The following is a 24,804-nucleotide window of genomic DNA, read 5'->3' as shown; positions in this document are numbered from 1 at the left end:
CTTTGGGGCCGCTTCGCAGCCCATCGCAGCCTCGTACCTCGGCAGCTGCTACAGATTCCGCGCTATACCGGCTTGGCGCCCATCAACCCCGCAATGGCGATAAAGCAGACAAAACTGAACAGCGCCAAAGCAAACGTAAACTTCCCATTCCCCGCCGCCGGCGCCTTGCGCAGCCGATTGAGCCGCACCAGCAGCCAGAACCAGCCCAGCGCCGCCACGGTGTACAGCACACTGGACGCCAGCAACCAGGTCTGCCCCAACGGCCAGCCCACCAGATGCACCATCCACCAGCCGGTGAACGGCATGCTCAACAGCGCCAGGCCCATCAACAGCCAGATGAACACCTGCGGTCGCTGCAAGGTACGCGCAGGCGCCGTCGCATCACCGTTACGACGAGTGCGCCAGACCCAGATTGCCAGCCCCAGTGCGCTGATCAACAGCAGCACCGTCGCCACGCCATGCGCGACTTTGAGGGCGGTTAACGTTTCCATTGTTCGATTTCCTTATAGGCTGCCCATCAGCGTAGCCGCTCAGCCGAGAAACAGCTGATAGGCCGGGTTGTCGCTTTCGTCCCAGTACGGGTAGCCGATTTCTTCCAGCGCCGCCGGTACCAGATGACGCTCGTCGTGGGGCACTTGCAGGCCCGCGACCACACGGCCATCCGCCGCGCCGTGGTTGCGGTAGTGGAACATCGAAATATTCCAGCGCCCACCGAGCTTGTTGAGGAAGTTGAACAACGCACCCGGACGCTCCGGGAACTCGAAGCGCAGCACCACCTCATCGACCACCTGGGCGGCACGCCCGCCAACCATGTGGCGTATGTGCAACTTGGCCAGTTCGTTGTCGGTCAGGTCGAGTACCGGGAAACCCTGCTCGGTCAGGCTGGCGAGCAGCGCACTGCGCGGGTCGTTTTCCGGATGGGTCTGCACGCCGACAAAAATGTGCGCTTCGCTGCCGGTGTTGTAGCGGTAGTTGAATTCAGTGATCTGGCGCTTGCCGATGGCTTCGCAGAACGCCTTGAAGCTGCCCGGTTTCTCGGGGATGGTCACGGCGATGATGGCTTCGCGGCCCTCGCCCAGCTCGGCACGCTCGGCGACGTGTCGCAGGCGGTCGAAATTGACGTTGGCGCCGGAATCAATGGCCACGAAGGTGTGGCCGGTGACGCCGCGTTGCTCGACGTACTTCTTGATCCCGGCGACGCCCAAGGCGCCGGCAGGTTCAGTGATCGAGCGGGTATCGTCGTAGATATCCTTGATCGCTGCACAGATTTCATCGGTGCTGACGGTGATCACTTCATCAACGTAGTCTTTGCAGATATCGAAGGTGTGCTGGCCGATCTGCGCCACCGCGACGCCATCGGCAAACAGGCCCACGGTCGGCAACACCACGCGCTCACCGGCCGCCATGGCGGCTTGCAGGCAGTTGGAATCATCCGGTTCGACGCCGATGATCTTGATGTCCGGACGCAGGTATTTCACGTACGCCGCAATCCCGGCGATCAATCCGCCGCCGCCCACCGGAACGAAGATCGCATCCAGGCGCCCCGGGTGCTGGCGCAGAATCTCCATGGCCACCGTGCCCTGCCCGGCAATGGTGTGGGGATCATCGTAGGGGTGAATGTAGACGTAGCCTTTTTCGTCGACCAGTTTCAGCGAGTAGGCCAGGGCTTCCGGGAACGAATCCCCGTGCAGCACCACTTTGCCGCCGCGCGAACGCACGCCTTCGACCTTGATCTCCGGGGTGGTCTTGGGCATCACGATGGTCGCTTTCACGCCCAGCACTTTGGCTGCCAGGGCCAGGCCTTGTGCATGGTTGCCCGCCGAAGCGGTGACCACGCCACGCGCGCGCTCTTCATCGCTCAGTTGCGTCAGCTTGTTGTAGGCGCCGCGAATCTTGAACGAGAACACCGGCTGCAAGTCTTCACGCTTGAGCCAAATCTCGTTGCCCAGCCGCTCGGAGAGCTGGCGAGCAGTCTGCAGTGGGGTTTCTACGGCAACGTCATAAACGCGCGAGGTGAGGATCTTTTTGACGTACTGTTCGAGCATCGGAAAGCATCACTGAACGGGTTGGGCAGGGCCAAGGAGTCTAACCCGGCTTTTGGGCGGGCGACCACACTAAACAGGTGGTTTTAGCCATTGTGGCGAGGGAGCTTGCTCCCGCTGGAGTGCGAAGCGCTCCCCAAAACAAGCGACCCGTTTCTTCAAACACATTGCACTGGCAGGTTTTACGACTGCTGCGCAGCCGAGCGGGAGCAAGCTCCCTCGCCACAGACAAGCCCCCTCGTCTCCATTCGACACACTGGCAATGACCTTCCACATCGCGAGGCCTATAATGCCGGCCTTTCGTCCCCCTCTTCGGCACCTCGGAGCCCGCATGACCCAGGATCAACTCAAACAGGCAGTGGCTCAGGCCGCCGTCGACTTCATCCTCCCGAAACTCGATGACAAGAGCATCGTCGGGGTCGGCACCGGCTCCACCGCCAACTGCTTCATCGACGCGCTGGCCAAGCACAAAGGCGCGTTTGACGGCGCAGTGGCCAGTTCCGAAGCCACCGCCGCGCGCCTCAAGGGCCATGGCATTCCGGTGTATGAGCTCAATACCGTCAGCGATCTGGAGTTCTACGTCGACGGCGCCGATGAAAGCGACGAGCACCTGAACCTGATCAAGGGCGGCGGCGCGGCCCTGACCCGCGAGAAGATCGTGGCGGCCGTGGCCAAGACCTTCATCTGCATCGCCGACGCCAGCAAACTGGTGTCGGTGCTCGGTGCGTTCCCATTGCCGGTGGAAGTGATCCCGATGGCCCGCAGCCACGTGGCCCGTGAACTGGTGAAGCTCGGCGGCGACCCGGTTTACCGTGAAGGCGTGCTGACCGATAACGGCAACATCATCCTCGACGTATTCAACATGCAGATCACCAACCCGGTGGAGCTGGAAACACAGATCAACGCCATCGTCGGCGTGGTCACCAACGGTTTGTTCGCGGCCCGCCCGGCCGACTTGCTGCTGCTGGGCACGAGCGAAGGCGTAAAAACCCTCAAGGCCTGATGCCTTAGCCATCTGTAGGAGCGAAGCTTGCTCGCGAAGAGGCCATAACAGCCAACTGAGATGTTGAATGCTATGGCCTCTTCGCGAGCAAGCTTCGCTCCTACGATTGGTTTTGGGGTGTTGGTCAGGGCTGTGCCGGTTTTTTGAACACGTAGAACAGGTTCGGCTCACTGACCAAGTACAGGGTACCGTCGTCATCCATGGCAATGCCTTCTGCTTGCGGCACAGGCTTGAGCAACCCCTGACGACCCTTGCTCAGTGACAGCGTACTCAGCGGTCGCCCGTCCACATCCAGCTCGAGAATCAGTCGCGACTCATCGGACAGCGCCAGCAAATGCCCGCTGCGCTCGTCGTATTGCAGGCTCGACAGGTCCCACACGAACATTCCGGCATCGCGCTTGGGGTTGTTCACCACATGCACCGCGTAGAATTTCTCCGGGTTGTAGTGGGGAAAGCCCTGCACTTCGTAGATCAGCATCGGGTCGCGCTCCTTGGCGACGAACAAGCGCTTGCCCACCGAGTCATAGGCCAACCCTTCGAAACCCTTGTTGCCGCTCATGTGCACGCCGAGGGTCATCTGCTCGGCGTCCACGGCATCGAGGAACGTCGTGTCCTGCTGCAGATGAATCTTGATCAGCCGCTGCTCGCGTTCATCGGTGATCACGTAGGTGTCGGCGCTGATAAACTCCACGGCTTCCGGGTCGCCGAACCCGACCAGCGCCACACGCCGCAGGATTTTGCCTTCCAGGGACAACTCGATCAGCTCGGCGTTTTTGTGGGTGACCGTGAACAGGCTTTTGCGCACGGGATCGAAGGTCAGCGCTGAAACATCGTCGTCCAGACCGTCTATGACTCGCGCCTCGATCGCCACCTGATACTGGTCCAGGCCAATGGACTGGGCATTCATCGGCTGCCATAGCGCCTGCACATAGAACCAGCTGCGCTCGAACAGATGCAGGTACTGGCCGACAGTAATCATTACGATCAGCGCAATGACCGACAGGATCAGGGGTTTAGGGCGGACAAGTCGACGCATTCAGGCAAACTCGGAAACAGGACGGGCGGATGAAACACCACGGCTGTCTGAATTAAAACCCTAATGGCCCGCGACCTTCTACCGCAACTACCGAACCTGTTGCTTTTCGAAGCGGTAGAACAGGTTTGGCTCGCTCACCATGTACAGCGTGCCTGCTTCGTCCATGGTGACGCCTTCGGCACGGGGAATGGTTTTCTTCAGGCCATTGAACCCTCCGAGCAAGGTCATGAAACTGACCTGCTCGCCTTTCTCGTCCAACTCCAGCAACAAGTGAGAGTCGGCGGACAGCACCAAGGTGTGGCCAGTGCGCGGATCAATGGCCAGGGCCGACAGGTTACGGACATCCAGTGCGTTGCTGGAGAGTTTTTGCTTGTCACCCTTGAGGATCTGGCTGCCATCGCTTTTCCAGCTGAACAGCGCAGGCGGACGCTCTTCACCCAGCAGCAGTTGCTGGCGGCGGGCATCCCAGACGACGGCTTCGAAGCCTTTATTCTGGTTTTTCGAGGGACCAAGATCGTATTTCGGGAAATTGGCGATGTTCAACTCGCGAGTATCGGCATCAACCTTGACGATCGAGAGCAGGTGTTCGCGCTCATCGGTAATCGCCAGCAAACCATTGCCCATTACCGTCACCCCTTCCGGGTTGCTCCAACCCTCCAGCGGCATTTTGCGCAACACGTCGCCCTGCAACGTCAGCTCGACCAGGAACGGGTTCTTGCCCATCACTGCAAACAGGGTTTTGGTCTGCGGGTCGTAAGACACGTCCGACGCTTCGTCCTTCTCCATGCCCGGCAGCAGTTTGGCGTCGATCACCGCCCGATAGTCCGGCAGCCAGACACTCTCTTTTCGTTCGGCAGGGCTTTCGAAACGCTCCTTCACCCAGAGCACACCGCGATCATCCCAATGCATCGCAAACGCCAGGCCATACGCAGCGACCGCTGCCAGTAAAAGCCAGGAATACCAACGCATGACAAAACGCGAGCGGCGGGCAGTTTTCAGCTTGGGCAGCGATTCGATGGCCATTCAGGGATGCGTTCCAGAAATTCAGGCTATGGGTAATAGCACATTGGGACAGGCTCAGATGCCATAAGCCCCGGAATTATCCAGACAAAATGTGAAAAAAACGGGAAATGGCCGGATTGCCCTGTATGGGCAGCCAAGATCAAAAGATCGCAGCCTGCGGCAGACTGCGATCTTTTGCTTTTTAGAGAACGCTGCTGGTAAAGCGGCTGACACCCGGCAATTCGAGCACCAGTTCGTCACCGACATTCAGCGGGCCAACGCCCACCGGCGTGCCAGTGAGGATCACGTCACCGGCCTGTAGCGAGAAGCAGCCGGCCATGTACTGGATCATCGGTACGATCGGATTGAGCATGTCCTTGCTGTTGCCATCCTGGCGGACTTCGCCATTGATGGTCAGGCGGATGCCGATGTCGGTCAGGTCGGCAAACGTGCTGCCGGCCACAAATGGCGCAATCACCGCCGCGCCGTCGAAGCACTTGGCGATTTCCCACGGCAGGCCCTTGGCTTTCAGCTCGGCCTGCTTGTCGCGCAGGGTCAGGTCCAGGGCCGGGGCGAAGCCGGAGATGGCGTCCAGCACTTCTTCACGGCTCGGTTTGGTCGACAATGGCTTGCCGATCAGCACCGCGATTTCCGCTTCGTAATGCACCGAACCGCGCTCGGTCGGAATGCTGAAGCTGCCCTCCAGCGGCACCACGCAGCTGCCGGGCTTGATGAACAGCAGTGGTTCGGTGGGCACCGGGTTGTCCAGTTCCTTGGCGTGTTCGGCGTAGTTACGGCCGATGCACACCACTTTCCCCAGCGGGAAATGAATACGCGTTCCGTCGACATACTGGTGCTGATAGCTCATTGACCGACTCCTGCCTTGTTGATTCAAACAGCGAAAATCTTGCCCGGGTTCATGATGCCATTCGGGTCGAACACCGCTTTGACGGCTTTCATGTACTCGATCTCAACCGGTGAGCGGCTGTAGGTCAAGTAATCACGCTTGGTCATGCCCACGCCATGTTCGGCGGAAATCGAACCGTTGTACTTCTCGACGGTTTCGAACACCCACTTGTTGACGGTGGCGCATTTGGCGAAGAACTCGTCCTTGCTCAGGTTATCCGGCTTGAGGATGTTCAAGTGCAGGTTGCCGTCGCCGATGTGGCCGAACCAGACAATTTCGAAGTCTGGGTAGTGTTCGCCGACGATCGCGTCGATTTCCTTCAGGAACGCTGGGACTTTCGACACAGTGACCGAAATGTCGTTTTTGTACGGCGTCCAGTGGGAAATGGTTTCGGAGATGTACTCGCGCAGCTTCCAGAGGTTCTGCAACTGGGTATCGCTCTGGCTCATCACGCCGTCCAGCACCCAGCCCTGCTCGACGCAGTGCTCGAAGGTTTCCAGGGCGTGGTTGGCCACATCGACGGTGGTCGCTTCGAATTCCAGCAGCGCATAAAACGGGCAGTCGGATTCGAACGGCGCCGGCACATCGCCGCGCGCCATGACCTTGGCCAGGGCTTTGTCGGAGAAGAATTCGAACGCAGTCAGGTCAAGTTTGCCCTGGAACGCGTGCAATACCGGCATGATCGAATCGAAATCGGCAGTGCCGAGGACCATCGCGGTGAGGTTTTTCGGCGCACGGTCCAGACGCATGGTGGCTTCGACGACAAAGCCCAGCGTGCCTTCGGCGCCGATGAACAGCTGACGCAGGTCGTAGCCGGTGGCGTTCTTGATCAGGCCTTTGTTCAGCTCCAGCAGATCGCCCTTGCCGGTGACGACTTTCATGCCGGCCACCCAGTTGCGGGTCATGCCGTAGCGAATCACCTTGATCCCGCCGGCATTGGTGCCGATATTGCCGCCAATCTGGCTGGAACCTGCCGAAGCGAAGTCCACCGGGTAGTACAGACCGTGCTCTTCGGCCTTGTTCTGCAATTGCTCAGTGACCACGCCCGGCTGACAAACGGCCGTGCGATCGGTCAGGTTCACATCGAGGATCTGGTTCATGTAGTCGAAGGACACAACCACTTCACCATTGGCCGCCACCGCTGCAGCAGAAAGCCCGGTACGACCGCCGGACGGCACCAGCGCAACCTTGTGTTCATTGGCCCAGCGGACAATGGCCTGGACCTGCTCAATCGTCTTGGGAAACACAATGGCCGTCGGGGCCGGGGCGAAATGCTTGGTCCAATCCTTGCCGTAAGCGTTCAGGGAGTCGGCGTCGGTCAGGACCTTGCCAGGCTCAACCAGGGTCTTCAGCTCATCAATCAGCGCAGGATTGGTCATCGACAGAACTCTCGAACAATTCATGGTCATCCTGAGTACGCTTCACGTCGCAGAATGAGTGTTAGCAGGTCGCATATGCTAGCATACCGACCCCGCAGGATAGTGCCCAAAGGCTGTTCTGCGGCGACGGCTTTCCTGCCGTCCGGGTCAGCTCTGGCTGCTCCCTTCCCTGCCATTTTTTCTCCGGGACACAGGTTTACGCAGATGAGCAAGACTTCTCTCGATAAGAGCAAGATCAAGTTCCTTCTTCTCGAAGGCGTCCACCAATCGGCTGTCGACGTCCTCAAGGCGGCGGGCTACACCAGTATCGAGTACCTCACAGGTTCTCTGCCGGAAGCCCAGCTGAAGGAAAAGATCGCTGATGCTCACTTCATCGGCATTCGCTCCCGCACTCAATTGACCGAAGAGATCTTCGATCACGCGAAGAAACTGGTGGCTGTCGGCTGTTTCTGCATCGGCACCAACCAGGTCGACCTCAACGCGGCTCGCGAACGCGGTATCGCAGTATTCAACGCGCCGTACTCCAACACTCGCTCCGTTGCCGAGCTGGTACTGGCCGAGGCGATCCTGTTGCTGCGCGGCATCCCTGAGAAGAACGCTTCCTGCCACCGTGGCGGCTGGATCAAAAGCGCAGCCAACTCCTTCGAAATCCGCGGCAAAAAGCTGGGTATCGTCGGTTACGGCTCGATCGGTACTCAACTGTCGGTCCTGGCTGAAGGTCTGGGCATGCAGGTTTACTTCTACGACACCGTGACCAAGCTGCCACTGGGCAACGCCACCCAGGTCGGCAACCTGCACGAGCTGTTGGGCATGTCCGACATCGTCACCCTGCACGTTCCGGAAACCGCTGCCACCCAGTGGATGATCGGCGAGAAGGAAATCCGCGCCATCAAGAAGGGCGGCATCCTGATCAACGCCGCACGCGGCACCGTGGTCGAACTGGACGCCCTGGCGGACGCGATCAAGGACAAGCACCTGATCGGCGCGGCCATCGACGTATTCCCGGTGGAGCCGCGCTCCAACGAAGAAGAGTTCGAAAGCCCGCTGCGTGGCCTGGACAACGTGATCCTGACCCCGCACATCGGTGGTTCCACCGCTGAAGCACAGGCCAACATCGGTCTGGAAGTGGCGGAAAAACTGGTCAAGTACAGCGACAACGGTACGTCGGTATCGTCCGTGAACTTCCCGGAAGTGGCCCTGCCGGCTCACCCTGGCAAGCACCGCCTGCTGCACATCCACGAGAACATTCCGGGTGTGATGAGCGAGATCAACAAGGTGTTCGCCGAAAACGGCATCAACATTTCCGGTCAGTTCCTGCAGACCAACGAGAAAGTCGGCTACGTCGTGATCGACGTCGATGCCGATTACTCGGAAATGGCGCAAGAGAAGCTGCAGCACATCAACGGCACCATTCGTTGCCGCGTGCTGTTCTGATTCAGACTTGAGCGACAAAAAAAGGGAGACCCTCGGGTCTCCCTTTTTCATGGCCGCTTTTTCATCGCTGTGGAAAAGTTACTTCACTGTCACAGTGATTTTCTTCGAAACAATCGGCGGATCGAACGGCATGTGACCGCTGTCACCCAGTTCGAGCTGCAAGGTGTGCTTGCCTGGTGCAAGCTTGATATCAGCGTGAGTCTGCGCTTTGCCGAAGTGCATATGATTGGCATCGTTTGGAATCGGAGCACCGGCGGCTGGTAGTTTGTCGACATCGATCAGCAAATGGTGATGGCCAGTATTTTTGGTGACATCGCCTGCTGGTGCCAGCGCGATTTCCTTGACGCCGAAATTCACGGTAAAGGTTTGCGCGACCGTGGCTCCGTCCTCAGGAGATACGATGAACACTTCTGCCCCCTTCGGAGCCGGGGTGGCGGCACTGGCCAGTACCGAAACACCCATCAGTACACCAGCCAATGCTGCTCGTGACATAAAGCTTTTCATTCTCTTCTCCAGTTTTTCCGTAAAATTCGCTCAGCCGTGAACAACTTAACGGCCATTCGTTGTCGAAGGCACTCATAACCATAGCAAAGCGAGCCTGAACAGCGCGTCGCGATAAATGAATTCAAAGGAGTGACCATGCGCTTTTTGCCTGGCCTGATCTGCCTGCTACCCCTTTTGAGCCCTTTGGCTCATGCCGAACTGATTGACGATGTAAACGACCGCGGCGAATTGCGCATTGCCCTTGAGGCTAATACACCGCCCTTCAATTTCAAGGACGACGGCAAATTGACCGGGTTCGAGGTCGAGCTGGGTCAATTGCTGGCCAATGAGCTGGATGTACGGGCCGACTTCGTCGTCACCGATTCCGACGACCTGTTGACCGGCGTCGAAAGCGGCAAATACGACGTTGCCATCAATCACATAGCACTGACCCCGGACCTGAAGGATCGTTTCGACTTCAGCGAACCTTACATTCACACCAACGCGCAATTGATCGCGCAGAAAGAAGAGCAACCGCGATCAATCCTGTTGGTGCAGTCGCTGACCGAGGAAAAGCCGAAAGCCGCCCCGGCGGTGAGCCTGGCGATTCCGTTTCAGAAGGGTAACCCGGCGTTCCATGCCAGCCTGGAAAACGCCTTGCAGCGAATCAAGGCCGATGGCCGGCTGGAGGCGCTGGAGCAGAAGTGGTTTGGGGCGGATGCGGGTGTGGCGCCGAAACCTTGATTTCGAGCGAATGAGTCACCCTGTGGGCCGTTACTTCAGGGTTGCCAGGGCCTGCGCCGCTTGCGGCAACTCCAGCTCGCTGAAGACTTGCACACCATGGCGCTTGAGCAGCGCGGCGGTCACGCCCTCACCGCTGACCTTCACGCCACTGAATGTCCCGTCATAGGTCAGCAGATTCCCGCAAGACGGGCTGTTGGCCTTGAGCACGGCAACCCGGATGCCGTGCTGTTGCACCAGTTCCAGCGCCTGCCAAGCCCCCGAAAGAAACTCGGCACTGACGTCCTCGCCCTCGGTGGTGATGACCGATGCAAGGCCATCAAGCACCTCACCGCCCTGCCCACCGGGAATTTCCGCTGCAGCCCTGGGTGTCGGCAACCCGCCGGCGACTTCCGGGCACAACGGCACCACTCGGCCTTCGGCAATCCACTGCTCCAGCAGATCGAACGGCCCGCTGGCCCCGCCGTCGTAACGGACGCGGTGACCGAGCAAGCAGCGGCTTACCAGAATTTTTTGCATGATCAGAACGGCTCGTTACCACGACGGCGGAACCAGCCTGTCAACGACAGACGTTCCCGGGTCGCGGGCAGGACTTCGTGGGGAACGTCGCCCGACAGAAACACCACCAGACATCCGCCGGTGGGCACCACATCGTGTTCGACGCCTTTGTCCAGATACATGCGCAACTGACCACCATGCTCGGGCAGCCAGGCGTCATTAAGGTAGATCACCGCCGAGACCATGCGCCGGTCGTCGTCTCGGAAACGGTCGACATGCTTGAGGTAGAAAGCACCGGGCGGGTACAGGGCGAAATGGCTTTCGAAATCTTCCAGGCCCAGGAACAAACCGCGATTCATTGCTTCACGCAGGCTGTCCATCAACCCCAGGTAGCTGTCGCAGGCCTCGGCCTGGCCGGGTTCGAGCCACTGGATATGGTCGCCGCGAATGCCCTCGCGAATCTCCGAAAACGCCCCGCGCCCCACGGCGGCCGGGGCGAGCTCACCCTCGGCGGCACGTTGGCGACACTCGGCCGCCAGCGCCCGGGTCAGGTCCAGGGGCAGGAAAATATTCTGCTGCGACCAGCCGTGTTCGGCCAGGTCGTCGACGATACGTAACAGCAGTGGGTGATCAGAGGGTATGTGCATGGCGCGCATAGTATTCCTGTGCCCGCAAATCCGACAGAGCCATGCAGCGGAGGATTGGTCGGATAAGGTACTCAACCTGATACGAATTCTCGACAAGTACGAATGCCGCACGGAGAATAGTCGCCTGCTGACAGGAGTCCCTATGCGTCGCTTGCTTTTCTCACTGTTGATGTTCTGCGTTTTGCCCGCCTGGGCGGACGGCCACGACCAGTTGTACAAGGTCGCCGGTTGGCCAGAACAACGCGCGCATTTCAACGATGCCCTCTCGGCCGCTCAGCAGCGTTATCAGAACAGCTTGCCGCCGGCGGTGTTCCAGGCCCTGGTCAACAACAGCAATCAGCGGTTCGCCCCCAAGGCCGTGGACCAGCGCGCCGAAGCGCAACTGCGCAAGAAACTCGCCGATCCGAAACCTGCGCTGACTTTCTTTCAATCTCCCTTGGGCAAGAAAATCGTCGCCGCCGAACTGATGGCGACCCGTCGCGATCAATTGGCGAAAAACGCCAAGGGCTTGCCGAAAATGCAGGCCAGCGATACCCGTCAGTTGATCATCGGCCACCTGGCCCAGGCCCTGCCCGCCCGCGAGGCCGGCGCAGAAGTCAGCCTGGCGATCGCAGGCGTGGCGGCCGACAGCCTGAGTTCGATGATCCCCGGCCTGCTCGGCGGCGGCCAGGCTCAGGGCATGTTGAACGGTCAACGCCAGCGCCTGATGGAGCAGATCGGCGCCGACCTGAACAACACGCTGCTGTATGTCTATCGCGACCTGTCGGATGACGAGCTGGAAGAATTTTCGACCTTTGCCGAGTCCGCTGAAGGCAAGGCTTACTACCAAGCGGCATTGGCGGCGATTCGGGCGGGGTTGGCGGTGGGGCAAAGCACGTCGAGTCTGCAGCCTTGAAATAAGTATCGCGCCGGAAAAGATCGCAGCCTTATCGATTCTGACGACTCATGCGCTTGGTCAAAAACCCGAAATACTCCTGCCGCAACCCCGGCGACTCATTCGCCAGATGATGCCGCGCCTCAGGCAGCATCAATACCTGGGGCCGATCGAACTTGCCCCGCAACACTTCAAGGTTGTGCTCCCAATCCACGGTCATGTCCGCCTGCCCTTGCACGATCAGCGGCCTGCGCGGGCTGCTCGGTGCCGCTTCGATTCGCTTGATCCACCGTCCCAGTGCACCGACCCAGGCCGTAGGCAGACGCAGCGGTTGCAGCGGATCGGCTTTCAGGAACGCGAGGAAGTCAGGGTCGTTGGAATTCTCGCTGAAGCGCCGGGCGATGCCTTTGACAAACGGCTTGAGCAGGTAATAACTGAGCCGCGACCAGCCCCAGGCACGCGGCCGCACCAGGGGCGACAGCAGAATCACTTGCCCCTGGGCCGGGCTGCTCGCGCCCTGATTGAGCACATGGTCGATCACAATCGCCCCGCCAGTGCTTTGCCCGCACAAGTGCCAGGGCTGCGGAAGGCCCAACGACTGCGCCTCGGCCAGCAGGCCTTGCAGGGCGCTCTGGTACTCGGCGAAGTCCTTGATGCTCGCCCGCTCGCCACTGGACAGGCCATGCCCCGGCAGGTCGCAGGCGATTACCGCAAACCCTTGGTCCAGCGCCCACTCGATCACATGCCGGTACAGCCCGGTGTGATCGTAGAAGCCGTGAAACAAAAACAGCGTCGCCTTCGCCCGCTCGGGCCACCAAAGCTGACTGACCACTTCATAGCCCTCAACCTCGAAACGCCCCAGTCCACGGCGCAGGGTCCGCTGTGGAAAATCCAGCCCGTAAAAACGCTGATAGGCCATGGCCTCCGTCGACAGCGGCTGCCACTCGGCCAATGGCCGCAGGCTGGCACGCAAATGATCGGGGTCGAAAGTGGCAGGCATGAACTATTCCAGAGCGCGAAACAGACTTTATGGGCCTGCGATATTCATCTGTCGCGGCAAGCATGGCAAGCTAGCCGGCCTTCGAGGATTGAAACCCATGCGTCCGGCCTACCGCACCACACTGCTTGCCAGCCTGCTCGCCCTTGTGTGTGCCGGTGCGCTGTGGGCCGCTTACGACTGGTTTCAGGGACGCTACCTGCGGGCATTCAGTTCGCACACCGCTGTGTTCTCCGGCGACCCGTTGCGCCTGCCGGACGAACTCGCCGGCCCCGGCGCCATCCGCCTGGTGCACTTCTGGGACCCGGCTTGCCCGTGCAATGTCGGCAACCAACAACACCTGAGCGAACTGGTTGAGCAATATGTACCGCAGGGCGTCGAGTTCTATACGGTACAAAAGCCCGGCAGCCACGGCCAGTTGCCCGGCACCTTGAGCCGCCTGAAAACCCTCGCTGTCCTGCCTGGCTCCGAACAGATCCCTGCCAGTCCGGCAGTGGCTATATGGGACCGCGACGGCAAGCTGGCATATTTCGGTCCGTACAGCGAAGGCCTGACCTGCAATTCGAGCAACAGTTTTATCGAGCCCATTCTGCAAGCACTGAACGCAGGCCGGGCGGTGAACGCCACCCACACGCTGGCGGTGGGTTGCTACTGCCCGTGGCCCGCAGAGGCGAAGTAAGGCATTCCTGACTTTTCCAGGACCGCGATGCCCGGCACAGGAGGTCTGTGCTACACGTTTGCAGCCCGCACGGGTGGCAACCCCCGAAAGAACAAGGAGTCACCATGAAACGCGTCCTGACCGTACTTGCCTTGCTGATCGTCGTACTCGTCGCCGGGGGCGGCTGGTATGTGTACAGCAAACAACCGACGCGCCAGGGCCAGGTGGCGTTGCAACACCTGCAAGGTTCGGTGACCGTGCGCTACGACGAGCGCGGCGTGCCGCATATCCGTGCTGAAAACGAAACCGACCTCTACCGCGCCCTCGGCTACGTGCACGCCCAGGACCGGCTGTTCCAGATGGAAGCCATGCGGCGCCTGGCCCGTGGCGAGCTGGCCGAAGTCCTCGGCCCGAAACTGCTCGACACCGACAAACTGTTTCGCGGCCTGCGCATTCGCGAACGAGCCGAAAGCTACGTGGCCGCGCTGGATCGTCAGTCACCGGCATGGAAGGCCCTGCAAGCCTATCTGGACGGTATCAATCAATATCAGGACAGCCACGCTGCGCCGGTAGAGTTCGATGTACTGGGGATCCCCAAGCGCCCTTTCACCGCCGAAGACAGCATCAGCATCGCCGGCTACATGGCCTACAGCTTTGCCGCAGCGTTTCGCACCGAACCCTTGCTGACTTACGTGCGCGACCAACTGGGCAGTGAGTACCTGAACATCTTCGATCTCGACTGGCAGCCCAAGGGCGTGCTGGTCAAAGGTCACGCCAACCCTGCGCCGACGCTCGCCGCCAGTGACTGGAAGGATCTGAACGCCCTCGCCCGCCTGAGCGAACAGGCGCTGGCCGACCACGGCCTGCCGCAATTCGAAGGCAGCAACGCCTGGGTGATTTCCGGCAACCGCAGCAAAAGCGGCAAGCCGCTGCTGGCCGGTGACCCGCACATTCGCTTCTCGGTGCCGTCGGTGTGGTACGAGGCGCATCTGTCGGCGCCGGGATTCGAGCTTTATGGCTACCATCAGGCGCTGGTGCCGTTTGCATTTCTCGGCCACAACCTGGACTTCGGCTGGAGCCTGACGATGTTCCAGAACGACGATCTGGACCTGATCGCCGAGAAGGTCAACCCGGACAACCCGAACCAGGTCTGGTATCGCGGCAAGTGGGTGGACATGGTCAATACCGAACAACAGATCGCGGTGAAAGGTCAGTCACCGGTCACATTGACGCTGCGCCAGTCGCCCCATGGCCCGATCGTCAACGATGCGCTCGGCACTGCCGCCGGCAAGACGCCGGTTGCCATGTGGTGGGCGTTCCTCGAAACCCCGAATCCGATCCTTGACGGCTTCTATCAGCTCAACCGGGCTGACACCCTGGCCAAGGCCCGCGCCGCAGCAGCCAAGGTTCAGGCTCCAGGGTTGAACATCGTCTACGCCAACGCCAAGGGCGACATCGGCTGGTGGGCCTCGGCGCTGCTGCCCAAGCGTCCGGCCGGGGTGAAGCCCGGTTTCATCCTCGATGGCAGCACCCCTCAGGCGGACAAGGAAGGTTTTTACCCGTTCAGTGCCAACCCGCAGGAAGAAAACCCGGCGCGGGGCTACATCGTCTCGGCCAACTTCCAACCGGTGTCGCCGACCGGTATGGAGATTCCCGGCTACTACAACCTGGCCGATCGCGGGCAGCAGCTCAATCGCCAGCTCAGCGACAAGAACGTGAAGTGGGACAACGCGGCCAACCAGAAGCTGCAACTGGGCACCACCACCGCCTACGGCCCACGCTTGCTGGCGCCGTTGCTGCCGGTACTGCGTGAAGTGGTGAGCGATCCGGCCGAGCTCAAACTGGTGGAGCAACTGGCGCAGTGGTGCGGCGATTACCCGCTGGACTCTATCAGCGCCACCCTGTTCAACCAGTTCCTGTTCAACCTCGCCGACGCGGCGCTGCGCGATGAACTGGGCAATGATTTCTTCGAAACGCTGCTCCCGACCCGGGTGATCGATGCCGCGCTACCGCGTCTGGCGGCCTCCGCCGATTCGCCGTGGTGGGACAACCGCAACACTCCCGGCAAGGAAACCCGCGCCGATACGGTCAAGTTGGCCTGGCAAGCGAGCATGGCTCATCTCAAAACCACCCTTGGTGCCGACTCCTCGCAATGGCAGTGGGGCAAGGCGCACACCCTGACCCACGGCCATCCGCTGGGGATGCAAAAGCCGCTGGACCGGATCTTCAACGTTGGCCCATTCGCGGCACCCGGCACCCACGAAGTGCCGAACAACCTCTCGGCCAAGATCGGACCGGCGCCGTGGCCCGTGACCTACGGCCCGTCGACCCGGCGACTGATCGACTTCGCCGACCCGGCCCACAGCCTGACCATCAACCCGGTCGGCCAGAGCGGCGTGCCGTTCGACAGCCACTATGCCGACCAGGCCGAGGCGTATATCGAAGGGGTTTATTACCAGGCGAATTTCAATGATGAAGAAGTGACGGCCAATACCCGCAGCACCTTGAAGCTGTTGCCGGCGCGGTAGATTTTGCCGGCCAGGCTGACGCCTTCGCTGCAAAATTCTGAGCCATAACGTCAAAAGATCGCAGCCTGCGGCAGCTCCTGCGGGATTCACATTCCACTGTAGGAGCTGCCGCAGGCTGCGATCTTTTGGTCAGCAGCCGTTTTAAGCCGCTTCCGGCGCCTGCGCCCGGCGTACGTCCGGCTGTTTCCAGGAGTCGGCTGCAGCTTCCTCGATGGCCTGCTGGATCGCACGCTTGCGGCTTTCTTCGGCGCGACGGCTGAAGAACCAGACCAGGAAGGTCACCAGCGACACCGCCAGCAGAATCAGGCTGGCCACGGCATTGATCTCTGGCTTCACGCCCAGACGCACCGCCGAGAACACTTCCATCGGCAGGGTCGTGGAACCCGGGCCCGACACAAAGCTCGCCAGCACCAGATCATCCAGCGACAAGGCGAACGACATCATGCCGCCGGCCGCCAGCGACGGCGCGATCATCGGGATGGTGATCAGGAAGAACACCTTCCACGGCCGCGCACCGAGGTCCATGGCCGCTTCTTCGATCGACAGGTCCAGCTCACGCAAGCGCGCCGACACCACTACCGCCACATACGCGGCACAGAACGTGGTGTGGGCGATCCAGATGGTGACGATGCCGCGCTCCTGCGGCCAGCCGATCATCTGCGCCATGGCCACGAACAGCAGCAACAGCGACAGACCGGTGATCACTTCCGGCATCACCAGCGGTGCCGTCACCAGACCGCCGAACAGCGTGCGGCCCTTGAAGCGGGTGATGCGGGTCAGCACGAACGCCGCCAGCGTGCCCAACGCCACCGCGGCAATCGCGGTGTAGCAAGCGATTTCCAGCGAGCGCACCACTGAGCCCATCAGTTGCGTGTTGTCGAGCAGGCCGACGTACCACTTCACCGACCAGCCGCCCCACACCGTCACCAGTTTCGAGGCGTTGAACGAGTAGATCACCAGAATCAGCATCGGCGCGTAGATGAACAGCAGACCCAGCACCAGCATCAGGTTCGAGAAACGGAAGCGCTTCATTCTTTACCCTCCATTTCCTTGGCCTGACTGCGGTTGAACAGGATGATCGGCACAATCAGGATCGCCAGCATCACCACCGCCAGGGCGGACGCCACCGGCCAGTCACGGTTGTTGAAGAACTCTTGCCAGAGCACTTTACCGATCATCAGGGTTTCCGGACCGCCAAGCAGTTCCGGGATCACGAACTCACCGACCACCGGAATGAACACCAGCATGCAGCCGGCGATAATGCCGTTTTTCGACAGCGGCACGGTGATCTTCCAGAAGCTGTTGAAGTTGCTCGAACCGAGATCCGATGCGGCTTCCAGCAGGCTGATGTCGTGTTTGACCAGGTTGGCGTACAGCGGCAGGATCATGAATGGCAGATAGGAGTAAACAACACCGATATAGACCGCCAGGTTGGTATTGAGGATCTGCAACGGCTCGTCGATCCAGCCCATGCTCATCAGAAAACCATTGAGCAGTCCGTTGTTGCTGAGGATGCCCATCCACGCATACACGCGGATCAGGATCGCGGTCCAGGTCGGCATCATGATCAGCAGCACCAGCACCGTTTGCAGCTCTTTGCGGGCGGAGGCAATGCCATAGGCCATCGGGTAGCCGATCAGCAGGCAGAGGATGGTGCTGAACAACGCCATCTTCAGCGAGCCGAGGTAGGCGGCGATGTACAACTCGTCGTCGCCCAGCATCGCGTAGTTGCTCAGGTTAAGCAGCAACTGCAGCTTCTGTTCGGCGTAGCTGTAGATTTCGGTGTACGGCGGAATGGCCACGTCGGCTTCAGCGAAGCTGATCTTCAGGACGATGAAGAACGGCAGCATGAAGAACATGAACAGCCAGATGAACGGAACCCCGATGACCAGCTGACGGCCACCGGGAAGTATTCGATTGAGCCGGCGTTTGAGTTTGCGCATGTTCATGAGCGAAGTACCACGCCGCTGTCGTCTTCCCACCACACGTAAACCTGGTCACCCCAGGTCGGGCGCTGGCCACGGCGCTCGGCGTTGGCGACGAAGGACTGCACCAGCTTGCCGCTCGGCAGTTCGACGTAGAACACCGAATGGCCGCCGAGGTAGGCGATGTCGTGCACCTTGCCGCTGGACCAGTTGTGTTCGCAGGTCGGCATTTCGGCCGTCACCAGCAGTTTTTCCGGACGAATCGCATAGGTAACGGACTTGTCCTGCACCGAGGTGCTGATGCCGTGACCCACGTAAATGTTGCGGTCCAGATCCTTGCAGGTGATCAGTGCATGGCCCTCGGCGTCGTCCACCACTTCGCCTTCGAAGATGTTGACGTTGCCGATGAATTCGCAGACCAGGCGGCTGGTCGGGGTTTCGTAGATGTCGATCGGGCTGCCGATCTGGGCGATCCAGCCCAGGTGCATGATCGCGATGCGCTCGGCCATGGTCATGGCCTCTTCCTGATCGTGGGTCACCATGACGCAGGTTACGCCGACGCGCTCGATGATCTCGACCAGTTCCAGCTGCATTTGCGAACGCAGCTTCTTGTCCAGCGCACCCATCGGTTCGTCGAGCAGCAACAGCTTCGGTCGCTTGGCCAACGAACGCGCCAGAGCCACACGCTGACGCTGACCACCGGACAACTGATGCGGTTTACGCTTGGCGTACTCGCTCATCTGCACCAGCTTGAGCATCTCGGCCACGCGGGCATCGACCTCGGCCGTCGGGATCTTGTCCTGCTTGAGGCCGAAGGCGATGTTCTGCGCCACCGTCATGTGCGGGAACAAGGCGTAGGACTGGAACATCATGTTGATCGGCCGCTCGTACGGCGGCATGTCAGTGATGTCTACGCCATCGAGGAAAATGCGCCCCTCCGTGGGCCGTTCGAAACCTGCCAGCATGCGCAGCAAGGTGGATTTGCCCGAACCCGAGCCGCCAAGCAAGGCGAAGATTTCGCCTTTCTTGATTTCCAGGGACACGTCGTCCACGGCAATCGTCTCGTCGAACTTTTTGGTGACCCGGTCGATTTTGACCAACACCTGTTTAGGTGATTGGTCGCCCTCGAGGGCTTTCTTATAGGCGCCGGAGGCAACTGCCATTTACGAAACTCCCAACAGAATTTGCAGTTCGCTCAATGTGGCGAACCTGGATAGTTTGACGCTATTTGCCCGACTTGACCTTGGTCCAGCTGCGCGTCATCAAACGTTGAATGTTCGGCGGTAACTCGATGGACACGTACATCTTGTCGAGGACCGCTTGCGGCGGATAAACCGACGCGTCAGTGCGTATGGATTGTTCCATCAGTTTGTCCGACCCAGGGTTTGGGTTGGCGTAGCCCACGGCATCGCTGACCTTGGCGATCACCTCAGGCTTGAGCAAATAGTTGATGAAGGCGTGGGCTTCCTTGACGTTGGCCGCATCCTTGGGGATCGCCAGCATGTCGAACCAGAGCGCGCCGCCCTCTTTTGGAATCGAGTAGGCGATGTTCATGCCTTTGCCGGCTTCAGCCGCGCGGGCTTTGGCCTGGAACATGTCGCCGGAAAAACCGATCGCGATGCAGATATCGCCGTTGGCCAGGTCCGCGATGTATTTGGATGAGTGGAAGTACGTCACATAAGGCCGCACCGCCAGCAACTTGGCCTCGGCCTTTTTGTAGTCTTCGGGGTTGGTGCTGTTGGCGTTCAGGCCCATGTAGTTAAGGACCGTGGGCATCATTTCATCGGCGGAGTCGAGGAACGCGACGCCGCAGCTGTGCAGCTTCTTGATGTTTTGCGGCTCGAACACCACATCCCAGGAATCGATCTTGTCGAGGCCCAGCACAGCCTTGATCTTGTCGACGTTGTAACCGATGCCGTTGGTGCCCCACAGATACGGCACGGCATATTGGTTACCCGGATCGTTCTGCTCCAGGCGCTTGAGCAAGACCGGGTCGAGGTTCGAATAGTTGCTTAGCTTAGACTTGTCGAGCTTCTGGAAAGCGCCGGCCTTGATCTGCTTGCCAAGGAAATGGTTGGACGGCACGACCACGTCGTAACCGGTACGCCCGGCCAGCAATTTGCCTTCCAGGGTTTCGTTGGAATCGAATACGTCGTAAATCGGCTTGATGCCGGCTTCTTTCTGGAAGTCGGCCAAGGTGGTCTCACCGATGTAGTCCGACCAGTTATAAATATGCACCGTGCCGGTGGCCTGGGCACTGACGGCAAGCGTCAGCCCGGCGCCGACCAGCAGGGCATTGCGCAAAAAAGAAAAAACAGGCAAGTGGAGGTCCTCTAAAATTAGTTGGGCCCAAGTTGCCCCGCGTTACATGACAGCCATGGCTGCCTGACAACAAAACCGGCGCGCAACTTACCCTCGAAAAACCGTTCCAGCAAACTTTATGAAGATCCTGTAGCAGCTGCCGCAGGCTGCGTTCAACTGCGAAGCAGTTGTGCTGTCGAAAAGCGGAGGTCCTTCGGACCTCAACGCAGCCTTCGGCAGCTGCTACAAGGTTTATTACTTATTTACCGGATTTGATCTTGGTCCAGCTGCGGGTCAGCTCACGCTGGGTTGCGGCTGGCAAATCAGCGATTGCATACAGCTTGGCCTGTACTTCAGGAGTCGGATAAATGCCCGGATCCGAAGTGATGTCTTTGCTCACATACTGGGTGGCTTCAGCATTACCGTTAGGGAAACGCACGGCGTTGGTGATGTCAGCCATTACTTTCGGTTGCAGCAGGTAGTTCATGAACTTGTAGGCGCCCTCGACGTTTTCCGCATCCTTGGGGATGGCGACCATGTCGTAGAAGCTGCCAGCGCCTTCTTTTGGAATGGCGTAGCTGACTTTCACCTTGTCACCGGCTTCGGCAGCGCGGGACTTGGCTTGCTGGACGTCACCCGAATAGCCGACGGCTACGCAGATGTTGCCGTTGGCCAGGTCCGAGATGTACTTCGAGGAGTGGAAGTAGGTGATCGAAGGACGAATCTTGAGGAACAGTTCCTCGGCTTTCTTGATGTCTTCTTTCTTCTGGCTGTCGGTTGGCAGACCCAGGTAATGCAGGGCGACCGGCAGCATTTCGGTAGGCGAATCCAGGAAGCTCACACCGCAGCCCTTGAGCTTGGCAATGTTTTCAGGCTTGAGCAGGGTGTCCCAGGAATCGATCGTGTCGACGCCCAGCGCGGCCTTGACCTTCGCCGGGTTGTAACCGATACCGATCGAGCCCCACATGTAAGGGAAGGCGTGTTTGTTGTCCGGGTCGCTGACGGAAACCGCTTTAAGCAGCGATTTGTTCAGGTTGCCGTAGTTGGACAGCTTGGACTTGTCCAGCTCCCGGTAAACCCCGGCCTTGATTTGCTTGGCGAGGAAGTTGTTCGACGGTACGACGACGTCGTAACCGGACTTGCCTGCCAGCAACTTGGCTTCCAGGGTTTCGTTGCTGTCGAAAACGTCGTACACCACCTTGATCCCGGACTCTTTCTCGAAGTTCGCGATGGTGTCCGGTGCGATGTAATCGGACCAGTTGTACACGTGCAGCACTTTGTCGTCGGCCTGAACGGCGCCCGCCATCACGCCCATCAGGGACATGGCGAGGAGGGTCTTGCCAGTTATCTTCATACCTAATGCCTTCATGGGTAATGCTCCAGTTTTTCTTTTTAACCACGTGCTCAGCAGCCTGTTACAGGGCATCCGAACAACCGTTAGTCTGGCAAGATCCAAGGCAGGCTTTCAAGGAAAGACCCATCCTTTGTTTGCACTGAGCGAAGTGCAAACTTCGCACCTCGCTCAGAGCCTAGCACTTAGCCCTGCAACGCACTCAGGGTCAGGTCCAGGCACTTGCGCGCCTTGGCCACCAACTCGTCGATTTCAGCCGGTGTAATCACCAGTGGCGGAGCAATGATCATGGTGTCGCCGACCGCGCGCATGATCAGGCCGTTGTCGAAGCAGAACTGCCGGCAGATCATGCCGACGCCCTTGCCTTCGTAACGTTTGCGAGTGGCCTTGTCCTGAACCAGCTCGATGGCCCCCAACAGACCGACTCCACGCACTTCCCCCACCAACGGGTGATCGTTCAGTTCCCGTAGACGCTTTTGCAAATAAGGTGCCGTTTCTGCCCGCACGTGCTCGACAATTTTTTCATCGCGCAGGATGCGGATGTTTTCCAGCGCCACCGCAGCGGCCACCGGGTGCCCGGAATAGGTGAAACCGTGGTTGAAATCACCGCCTTCGTTGAGCACCTCGACCACGTCGTCATGCACGATCAGGCCACCCATCGGGATGTAACCGGACGTCAGGCCTTTGGCGATGGTCATCATGTGGGGCTTGAGGCCGTAGAAATCGGTACCGAACCACTCACCGGTACGACCGAAACCGCAGATCACCTCGTCGGCCACAAAAAGAATGTCGTACTTGGCGAGGATTTCCTTGATACGCGGCCAGTAGCTGTCTGGCGGAATGATCACGCCGCCGGCGCCCTGGATCGGCTCGGCAATAAAGGCACCGACGTTGTCGACGCCAACTTCCAGAATTTTCTCTTCCAGCTGATTGGCCGCCCAGATACCGAACTCTTGCGGCGTCATGTCACCGCCTTCGCCGAACCAGTACGGCTGGGCGATGTGGACGATGCCCGGGATCGGCAAGTCGCCCTGTTCGTGCATATAGGTCATGCCGCCCAAGCTCGCGCCGGCCACGGTGGAACCGTGATAGCCGTTCTTGCGACTGATGATGACTTTCTTCTTCGGCTGGCCCTTGATCGCCCAGTAGTGGCGAACCATCCGCAGCATGGTGTCGTTGCCTTCGGAACCGGAACCGGTGAAGAACACATGATTCATGCCTTCAGGCGCGATTTCAGCGATGACCTTGGCCAGCTCCAGCACCGGCGGGTGAGCGGTCTGGAAGAACAGGTTGTAATAAGGCAGTTCACGCATCTGTTTGCTGGCGGCATCGGCCAGTTCATCGCGGCCGTAGCCGATTGCGACGCACCACAGGCCGGCCATGCCGTCGAGGATCTTGTTGCCTTCGCTGTCCCAGAGGTAAACGCCCTTGGCATTGGTGATGATCCGCGGGCCTTTCTCTTTCAGCTGCTTGAAGTCGCTGAACGGGGCCAGGTGGTGATCGTTGCTCAGGGTTTGCCATGCACGGGTTTGCGGGTTGTTGCTGGTCATGCGAATTCTCCTTGGATTGCAGTGACGGCGCGACGTCAGAGGGCAATCACGCCCCCTTGTCGCGCCCGGCGCATCAGACGGCGAAGAGCAGGAACTCCCTCTCCCACGAACTGATCACGCGCTTGAAGTTTTCATGCTCGGCCCGCTTGACCGCGACGTAGCCTGTGATGAATTTCTTGCCCAGGTACTTTTCGATGGTCTTGCTGTTTTCCATGCGATCCAGCGCGTCTTCGATGGTTAACGGCAGGCGCAGGTTGCGTCGCTCGTAACCACGACCCACCACCGGGGCACTCGGGTTAAGCCCTTCGAGCATGCCGATCAGGCCGCACAACAGGCTGGCGGCGATGGCCAGGTAAGGGTTGGCGTCGGCACCCGGCAGACGGTTTTCCACCCGACGGTTCTGCGGCCCGGCATCTGGCACGCGCAGGCCCACGGTGCGGTTCTCTTCGCCCCACTCCACGTTCACCGGTGCCGAGGTATCCGGCAGGAAGCGGCGGAACGAATTGACGTTGGGCGCGAACAGCGGCAGCAACTCAGGGATGAATTTCTGCAAACCGCCGATGTGATGGAGGAACAGCTGGCTCATGGTCCCGTCTTCATTGGAGAAGACGTTTTTGCCGGTCTCGATGTCGATGATGCTCTGGTGCAAATGCATGGCACTGCCCGGCTCGCCGGTCATGGGCTTGGCCATGAAGGTCGCCGCCACGTTGTGCTTGAGTGCGGCTTCTCGCATGGTGCGTTTGAACACCAGAATCTGGTCGGCCAGGGACAGGGCATCGCCGTGACGGAAGTTGATTTCCATCTGCGCAGTGCCGTCCTCGTGGATCAACGTGTCGAGATCCAGCTCCTGCAATTCGCACCAGTCGTAGACGTCTTCGAACAATGGGTCGAATTCGTTCGCCGCTTCAATGGAGAACGACTGGCGACCGGTTTCCGGACGACCGGAACGGCCAATCGGTGGTTGCAACGGGTAGTCCGGGTCGTCACTGCGCTTGGTGAGGTAGAACTCCATCTCCGGCGCCACGATCGGCTGCCAGCCGTGGTCGGCGTAGAGTTTCAGTACCTTCTTGAGCACGTTGCGCGGCGACAGCTCGATCGGGTTGCCCTGCTTGTCGTAGGTGTCGTGGATCACGATGGCAGTGGGCTCGATGGCCCAGGGCACCAGGAACACGGCGTTCTGGTCGGGGCGGCAGATCATGTCGATGTCGGCCGGGTCGAGCAGTTCGTAATAGATGTCGTCTTCGACATAGTCGCCGGTCACGGTCTGTAACAGAACGCTTTCGGGCAGGCGCATGCCTTTTTCGGCGATGAACTTATTGGTCGGCGAGATCTTGCCCCGGGTGATGCCGGTCAGGTCGCCAATCATGCATTCGACTTCTGTGATCTTGTGGTCTTTCAACCAATCGGTGAGCTGGTCGAGGTTGTTACTCATAAATGCCTCTTAGGCT

The 24,804-nt window shown here is 59.7% G+C and carries 23 protein-coding genes; 6 read left to right on the top strand and 17 right to left on the bottom strand.

All coding sequences use genetic code 11. The features are described from left to right. Positions 1-62: 62 nt before the first annotated feature. Together AC1RO5_RS28375 and ilvA are read right to left on the bottom strand one after the other, a co-directional pair. Positions 63-491: a DUF2269 domain-containing protein gene (locus tag AC1RO5_RS28375; RefSeq protein WP_493178971.1), complete on the bottom strand. Its 429-nt coding sequence runs from the start codon at positions 489-491 to the stop codon at positions 63-65. Positions 492-530: 39 nt separating this feature from the next. Then, positions 531-2,045, bottom strand: coding sequence for a threonine ammonia-lyase, biosynthetic (gene ilvA / locus AC1RO5_RS28370; protein ID WP_018928653.1), 1,515 nt, complete (start codon positions 2,043-2,045; stop codon positions 531-533). A gap of 328 nt (positions 2,046-2,373) precedes the next feature. Here ilvA and rpiA point away from each other — a divergent pair, with 328 nt between their 5' ends. Then, positions 2,374-3,045 (top strand): ribose-5-phosphate isomerase RpiA, encoded by a 672-nt coding sequence (gene rpiA, locus AC1RO5_RS28365; RefSeq protein WP_493178969.1) that lies wholly within the window; start codon positions 2,374-2,376, stop codon positions 3,043-3,045. Between the two features lie 124 nt (positions 3,046-3,169). Here the strand turns inward: rpiA and AC1RO5_RS28360 are convergent, their stop codons facing one another. From AC1RO5_RS28360 to AC1RO5_RS28345, 4 genes are all read right to left on the bottom strand, one after another. Beyond that, the gene (locus tag AC1RO5_RS28360) at positions 3,170-4,081 is read right to left on the bottom strand and encodes an SdiA-regulated domain-containing protein (protein ID WP_493178967.1); all 912 of its coding nucleotides are present in this window, start codon (positions 4,079-4,081) and stop codon (positions 3,170-3,172) included. Between the two features lie 87 nt (positions 4,082-4,168). Beyond that, positions 4,169-5,104 carry an SdiA-regulated domain-containing protein gene (locus AC1RO5_RS28355; protein WP_493178966.1) on the bottom strand — a complete coding sequence of 312 codons (936 nt, stop codon included), beginning with the start codon at positions 5,102-5,104 and terminating at the stop codon, positions 4,169-4,171. Between the two features lie 181 nt (positions 5,105-5,285). Beyond that, entirely contained in the window at positions 5,286-5,951 is a 666-nt protein-coding gene (locus AC1RO5_RS28350) for a fumarylacetoacetate hydrolase family protein (RefSeq protein WP_019580569.1), read from the bottom strand. Between the two features lie 23 nt (positions 5,952-5,974). Next, entirely contained in the window at positions 5,975-7,369 is a 1,395-nt protein-coding gene (locus AC1RO5_RS28345; RefSeq protein ID WP_493178981.1) for an FAD-binding oxidoreductase, read from the bottom strand. A gap of 204 nt (positions 7,370-7,573) precedes the next feature. Here AC1RO5_RS28345 and serA point away from each other — a divergent pair, with 204 nt between their 5' ends. Beyond that, positions 7,574-8,803, top strand: coding sequence for a phosphoglycerate dehydrogenase (serA, locus tag AC1RO5_RS28340; RefSeq protein WP_007939276.1), 1,230 nt, complete (start codon positions 7,574-7,576; stop codon positions 8,801-8,803). A gap of 78 nt (positions 8,804-8,881) precedes the next feature. Here serA and AC1RO5_RS28335 read toward each other — a convergent pair whose 3' ends face one another. Then, a complete protein-coding gene (locus tag AC1RO5_RS28335) occupies positions 8,882-9,307 on the bottom strand; it encodes a DUF4399 domain-containing protein (RefSeq protein WP_493178964.1) in 426 nt (141 codons plus the stop codon). 135 nt (positions 9,308-9,442) lie between these two features. Between AC1RO5_RS28335 and AC1RO5_RS28330 the strand changes: the two genes are divergently transcribed. Beyond that, the gene (locus AC1RO5_RS28330) at positions 9,443-10,030 is read left to right on the top strand and encodes a transporter substrate-binding domain-containing protein (protein ID WP_019650184.1); all 588 of its coding nucleotides are present in this window, start codon (positions 9,443-9,445) and stop codon (positions 10,028-10,030) included. A gap of 30 nt (positions 10,031-10,060) precedes the next feature. Here the strand turns inward: AC1RO5_RS28330 and AC1RO5_RS28325 are convergent, their stop codons facing one another. Both AC1RO5_RS28325 and AC1RO5_RS28320 read right to left on the bottom strand, forming a co-directional pair. Further along, positions 10,061-10,546: a 2-thiouracil desulfurase family protein gene (locus AC1RO5_RS28325; protein WP_019650183.1), complete on the bottom strand. Its 486-nt coding sequence runs from the start codon at positions 10,544-10,546 to the stop codon at positions 10,061-10,063. A 2-nt stretch (positions 10,547-10,548) separates the two neighbouring features. Continuing rightward, the gene (locus AC1RO5_RS28320) at positions 10,549-11,181 is read right to left on the bottom strand and encodes a 2OG-Fe(II) oxygenase (RefSeq protein WP_413695886.1); all 633 of its coding nucleotides are present in this window, start codon (positions 11,179-11,181) and stop codon (positions 10,549-10,551) included. Between the two features lie 133 nt (positions 11,182-11,314). Between AC1RO5_RS28320 and AC1RO5_RS28315 the strand changes: the two genes are divergently transcribed. Beyond that, positions 11,315-12,067, top strand: a complete 753-nt coding sequence (locus AC1RO5_RS28315) for a DUF2059 domain-containing protein (protein WP_493178963.1) — start codon at positions 11,315-11,317, stop codon at positions 12,065-12,067. A gap of 31 nt (positions 12,068-12,098) precedes the next feature. On the opposite strand, the gene bipL is transcribed toward AC1RO5_RS28315, so the two are convergent. Further along, on the bottom strand, positions 12,099-13,046 hold the full coding sequence (gene bipL / locus AC1RO5_RS28310) for a phospholipase BipL (protein ID WP_493178961.1): 948 nt from the start codon (positions 13,044-13,046) through the stop codon (positions 12,099-12,101). 97 nt (positions 13,047-13,143) lie between these two features. On the opposite strand from bipL, the gene AC1RO5_RS28305 reads away from it, so the two are divergent. Beyond that, on the top strand, positions 13,144-13,722 hold the full coding sequence (locus AC1RO5_RS28305; RefSeq protein ID WP_493178959.1) for a DUF6436 domain-containing protein: 579 nt from the start codon (positions 13,144-13,146) through the stop codon (positions 13,720-13,722). 104 nt (positions 13,723-13,826) lie between these two features. Then, positions 13,827-16,229, top strand: coding sequence for a penicillin acylase family protein (locus AC1RO5_RS28300; RefSeq protein ID WP_493178958.1), 2,403 nt, complete (start codon positions 13,827-13,829; stop codon positions 16,227-16,229). A gap of 141 nt (positions 16,230-16,370) precedes the next feature. Here AC1RO5_RS28300 and AC1RO5_RS28295 read toward each other — a convergent pair whose 3' ends face one another. The 7 genes from AC1RO5_RS28295 to AC1RO5_RS28265 all read right to left on the bottom strand — a co-directional run bounded on the left by AC1RO5_RS28295 (position 16,371) and on the right by AC1RO5_RS28265 (position 24,788). Next, the gene (locus AC1RO5_RS28295) at positions 16,371-17,261 is read right to left on the bottom strand and encodes an ABC transporter permease subunit (RefSeq protein ID WP_018928638.1); all 891 of its coding nucleotides are present in this window, start codon (positions 17,259-17,261) and stop codon (positions 16,371-16,373) included. Then, the gene (locus tag AC1RO5_RS28290) at positions 17,258-18,178 is read right to left on the bottom strand and encodes an ABC transporter permease subunit (protein WP_493178956.1); all 921 of its coding nucleotides are present in this window, start codon (positions 18,176-18,178) and stop codon (positions 17,258-17,260) included. The genes AC1RO5_RS28295 and AC1RO5_RS28290 overlap by 4 nt, the downstream gene beginning before the upstream one ends. Next, positions 18,175-19,317: an ABC transporter ATP-binding protein gene (locus AC1RO5_RS28285; protein WP_018928636.1), complete on the bottom strand. Its 1,143-nt coding sequence runs from the start codon at positions 19,315-19,317 to the stop codon at positions 18,175-18,177. The genes AC1RO5_RS28290 and AC1RO5_RS28285 overlap by 4 nt, the downstream gene beginning before the upstream one ends. A 61-nt stretch (positions 19,318-19,378) precedes the next feature. Then, positions 19,379-20,476: a polyamine ABC transporter substrate-binding protein gene (locus AC1RO5_RS28280; protein WP_493178954.1), complete on the bottom strand. Its 1,098-nt coding sequence runs from the start codon at positions 20,474-20,476 to the stop codon at positions 19,379-19,381. A 238-nt stretch (positions 20,477-20,714) separates the two neighbouring features. After that, a complete protein-coding gene (locus tag AC1RO5_RS28275) occupies positions 20,715-21,809 on the bottom strand; it encodes a polyamine ABC transporter substrate-binding protein (protein ID WP_019580560.1) in 1,095 nt (364 codons plus the stop codon). Positions 21,810-21,991: 182 nt separating this feature from the next. After that, entirely contained in the window at positions 21,992-23,356 is a 1,365-nt protein-coding gene (locus AC1RO5_RS28270; RefSeq protein ID WP_493178952.1) for an aspartate aminotransferase family protein, read from the bottom strand. A gap of 73 nt (positions 23,357-23,429) precedes the next feature. After that, positions 23,430-24,788: a glutamine synthetase family protein gene (locus AC1RO5_RS28265; protein ID WP_493178951.1), complete on the bottom strand. Its 1,359-nt coding sequence runs from the start codon at positions 24,786-24,788 to the stop codon at positions 23,430-23,432. Positions 24,789-24,804 lie beyond the last annotated feature (16 nt).

It is taken from the genome of Pseudomonas sp. GW822-FHT02G04, assembly GCF_058802085.1.
Note: the sequence above shows the minus strand (reverse complement) of the source record. Positions and strands in the feature narration are given on the sequence as shown.

Bases quoted from the DNA above. Each gene is read 5' to 3' on its own strand.
- AC1RO5_RS28285 (WP_018928636.1), bottom strand. From the start codon at position 19,317: ATGGCAGTTGCCTCCGGCGCCTATAAGAAAGCCCTCGAGGGCGACCAA.
- AC1RO5_RS28275 (WP_019580560.1), bottom strand. From the start codon at position 21,809: ATGAAGATAACTGGCAAGACCCTCCTCGCCATGTCCCTGATGGGCGTG.
- AC1RO5_RS28350 (WP_019580569.1), bottom strand. From the start codon at position 5,951: ATGAGCTATCAGCACCAGTATGTCGACGGAACGCGTATTCATTTCCCG.
- AC1RO5_RS28270 (WP_493178952.1), bottom strand. From the start codon at position 23,356: ATGACCAGCAACAACCCGCAAACCCGTGCATGGCAAACCCTGAGCAAC.
- AC1RO5_RS28330 (WP_019650184.1), top strand. From the start codon at position 9,443: ATGCGCTTTTTGCCTGGCCTGATCTGCCTGCTACCCCTTTTGAGCCCT.
- rpiA (WP_493178969.1), top strand. From the start codon at position 2,374: ATGACCCAGGATCAACTCAAACAGGCAGTGGCTCAGGCCGCCGTCGAC.
- AC1RO5_RS28355 (WP_493178966.1), bottom strand. From the start codon at position 5,104: ATGGCCATCGAATCGCTGCCCAAGCTGAAAACTGCCCGCCGCTCGCGT.
- bipL (WP_493178961.1), bottom strand. From the start codon at position 13,046: ATGCCTGCCACTTTCGACCCCGATCATTTGCGTGCCAGCCTGCGGCCA.
- AC1RO5_RS28300 (WP_493178958.1), top strand. From the start codon at position 13,827: ATGAAACGCGTCCTGACCGTACTTGCCTTGCTGATCGTCGTACTCGTC.
- AC1RO5_RS28315 (WP_493178963.1), top strand. From the start codon at position 11,315: ATGCGTCGCTTGCTTTTCTCACTGTTGATGTTCTGCGTTTTGCCCGCC.
- AC1RO5_RS28305 (WP_493178959.1), top strand. From the start codon at position 13,144: ATGCGTCCGGCCTACCGCACCACACTGCTTGCCAGCCTGCTCGCCCTT.
- AC1RO5_RS28295 (WP_018928638.1), bottom strand. From the start codon at position 17,261: ATGAAGCGCTTCCGTTTCTCGAACCTGATGCTGGTGCTGGGTCTGCTG.
- ilvA (WP_018928653.1), bottom strand. From the start codon at position 2,045: ATGCTCGAACAGTACGTCAAAAAGATCCTCACCTCGCGCGTTTATGAC.
- AC1RO5_RS28320 (WP_413695886.1), bottom strand. From the start codon at position 11,181: ATGCGCGCCATGCACATACCCTCTGATCACCCACTGCTGTTACGTATC.
- AC1RO5_RS28360 (WP_493178967.1), bottom strand. From the start codon at position 4,081: ATGCGTCGACTTGTCCGCCCTAAACCCCTGATCCTGTCGGTCATTGCG.
- AC1RO5_RS28265 (WP_493178951.1), bottom strand. From the start codon at position 24,788: ATGAGTAACAACCTCGACCAGCTCACCGATTGGTTGAAAGACCACAAG.
- AC1RO5_RS28290 (WP_493178956.1), bottom strand. From the start codon at position 18,178: ATGAACATGCGCAAACTCAAACGCCGGCTCAATCGAATACTTCCCGGT.
- AC1RO5_RS28375 (WP_493178971.1), bottom strand. From the start codon at position 491: ATGGAAACGTTAACCGCCCTCAAAGTCGCGCATGGCGTGGCGACGGTG.
- serA (WP_007939276.1), top strand. From the start codon at position 7,574: ATGAGCAAGACTTCTCTCGATAAGAGCAAGATCAAGTTCCTTCTTCTC.
- AC1RO5_RS28345 (WP_493178981.1), bottom strand. From the start codon at position 7,369: ATGACCAATCCTGCGCTGATTGATGAGCTGAAGACCCTGGTTGAGCCT.
- AC1RO5_RS28335 (WP_493178964.1), bottom strand. From the start codon at position 9,307: ATGAAAAGCTTTATGTCACGAGCAGCATTGGCTGGTGTACTGATGGGT.
- AC1RO5_RS28325 (WP_019650183.1), bottom strand. From the start codon at position 10,546: ATGCAAAAAATTCTGGTAAGCCGCTGCTTGCTCGGTCACCGCGTCCGT.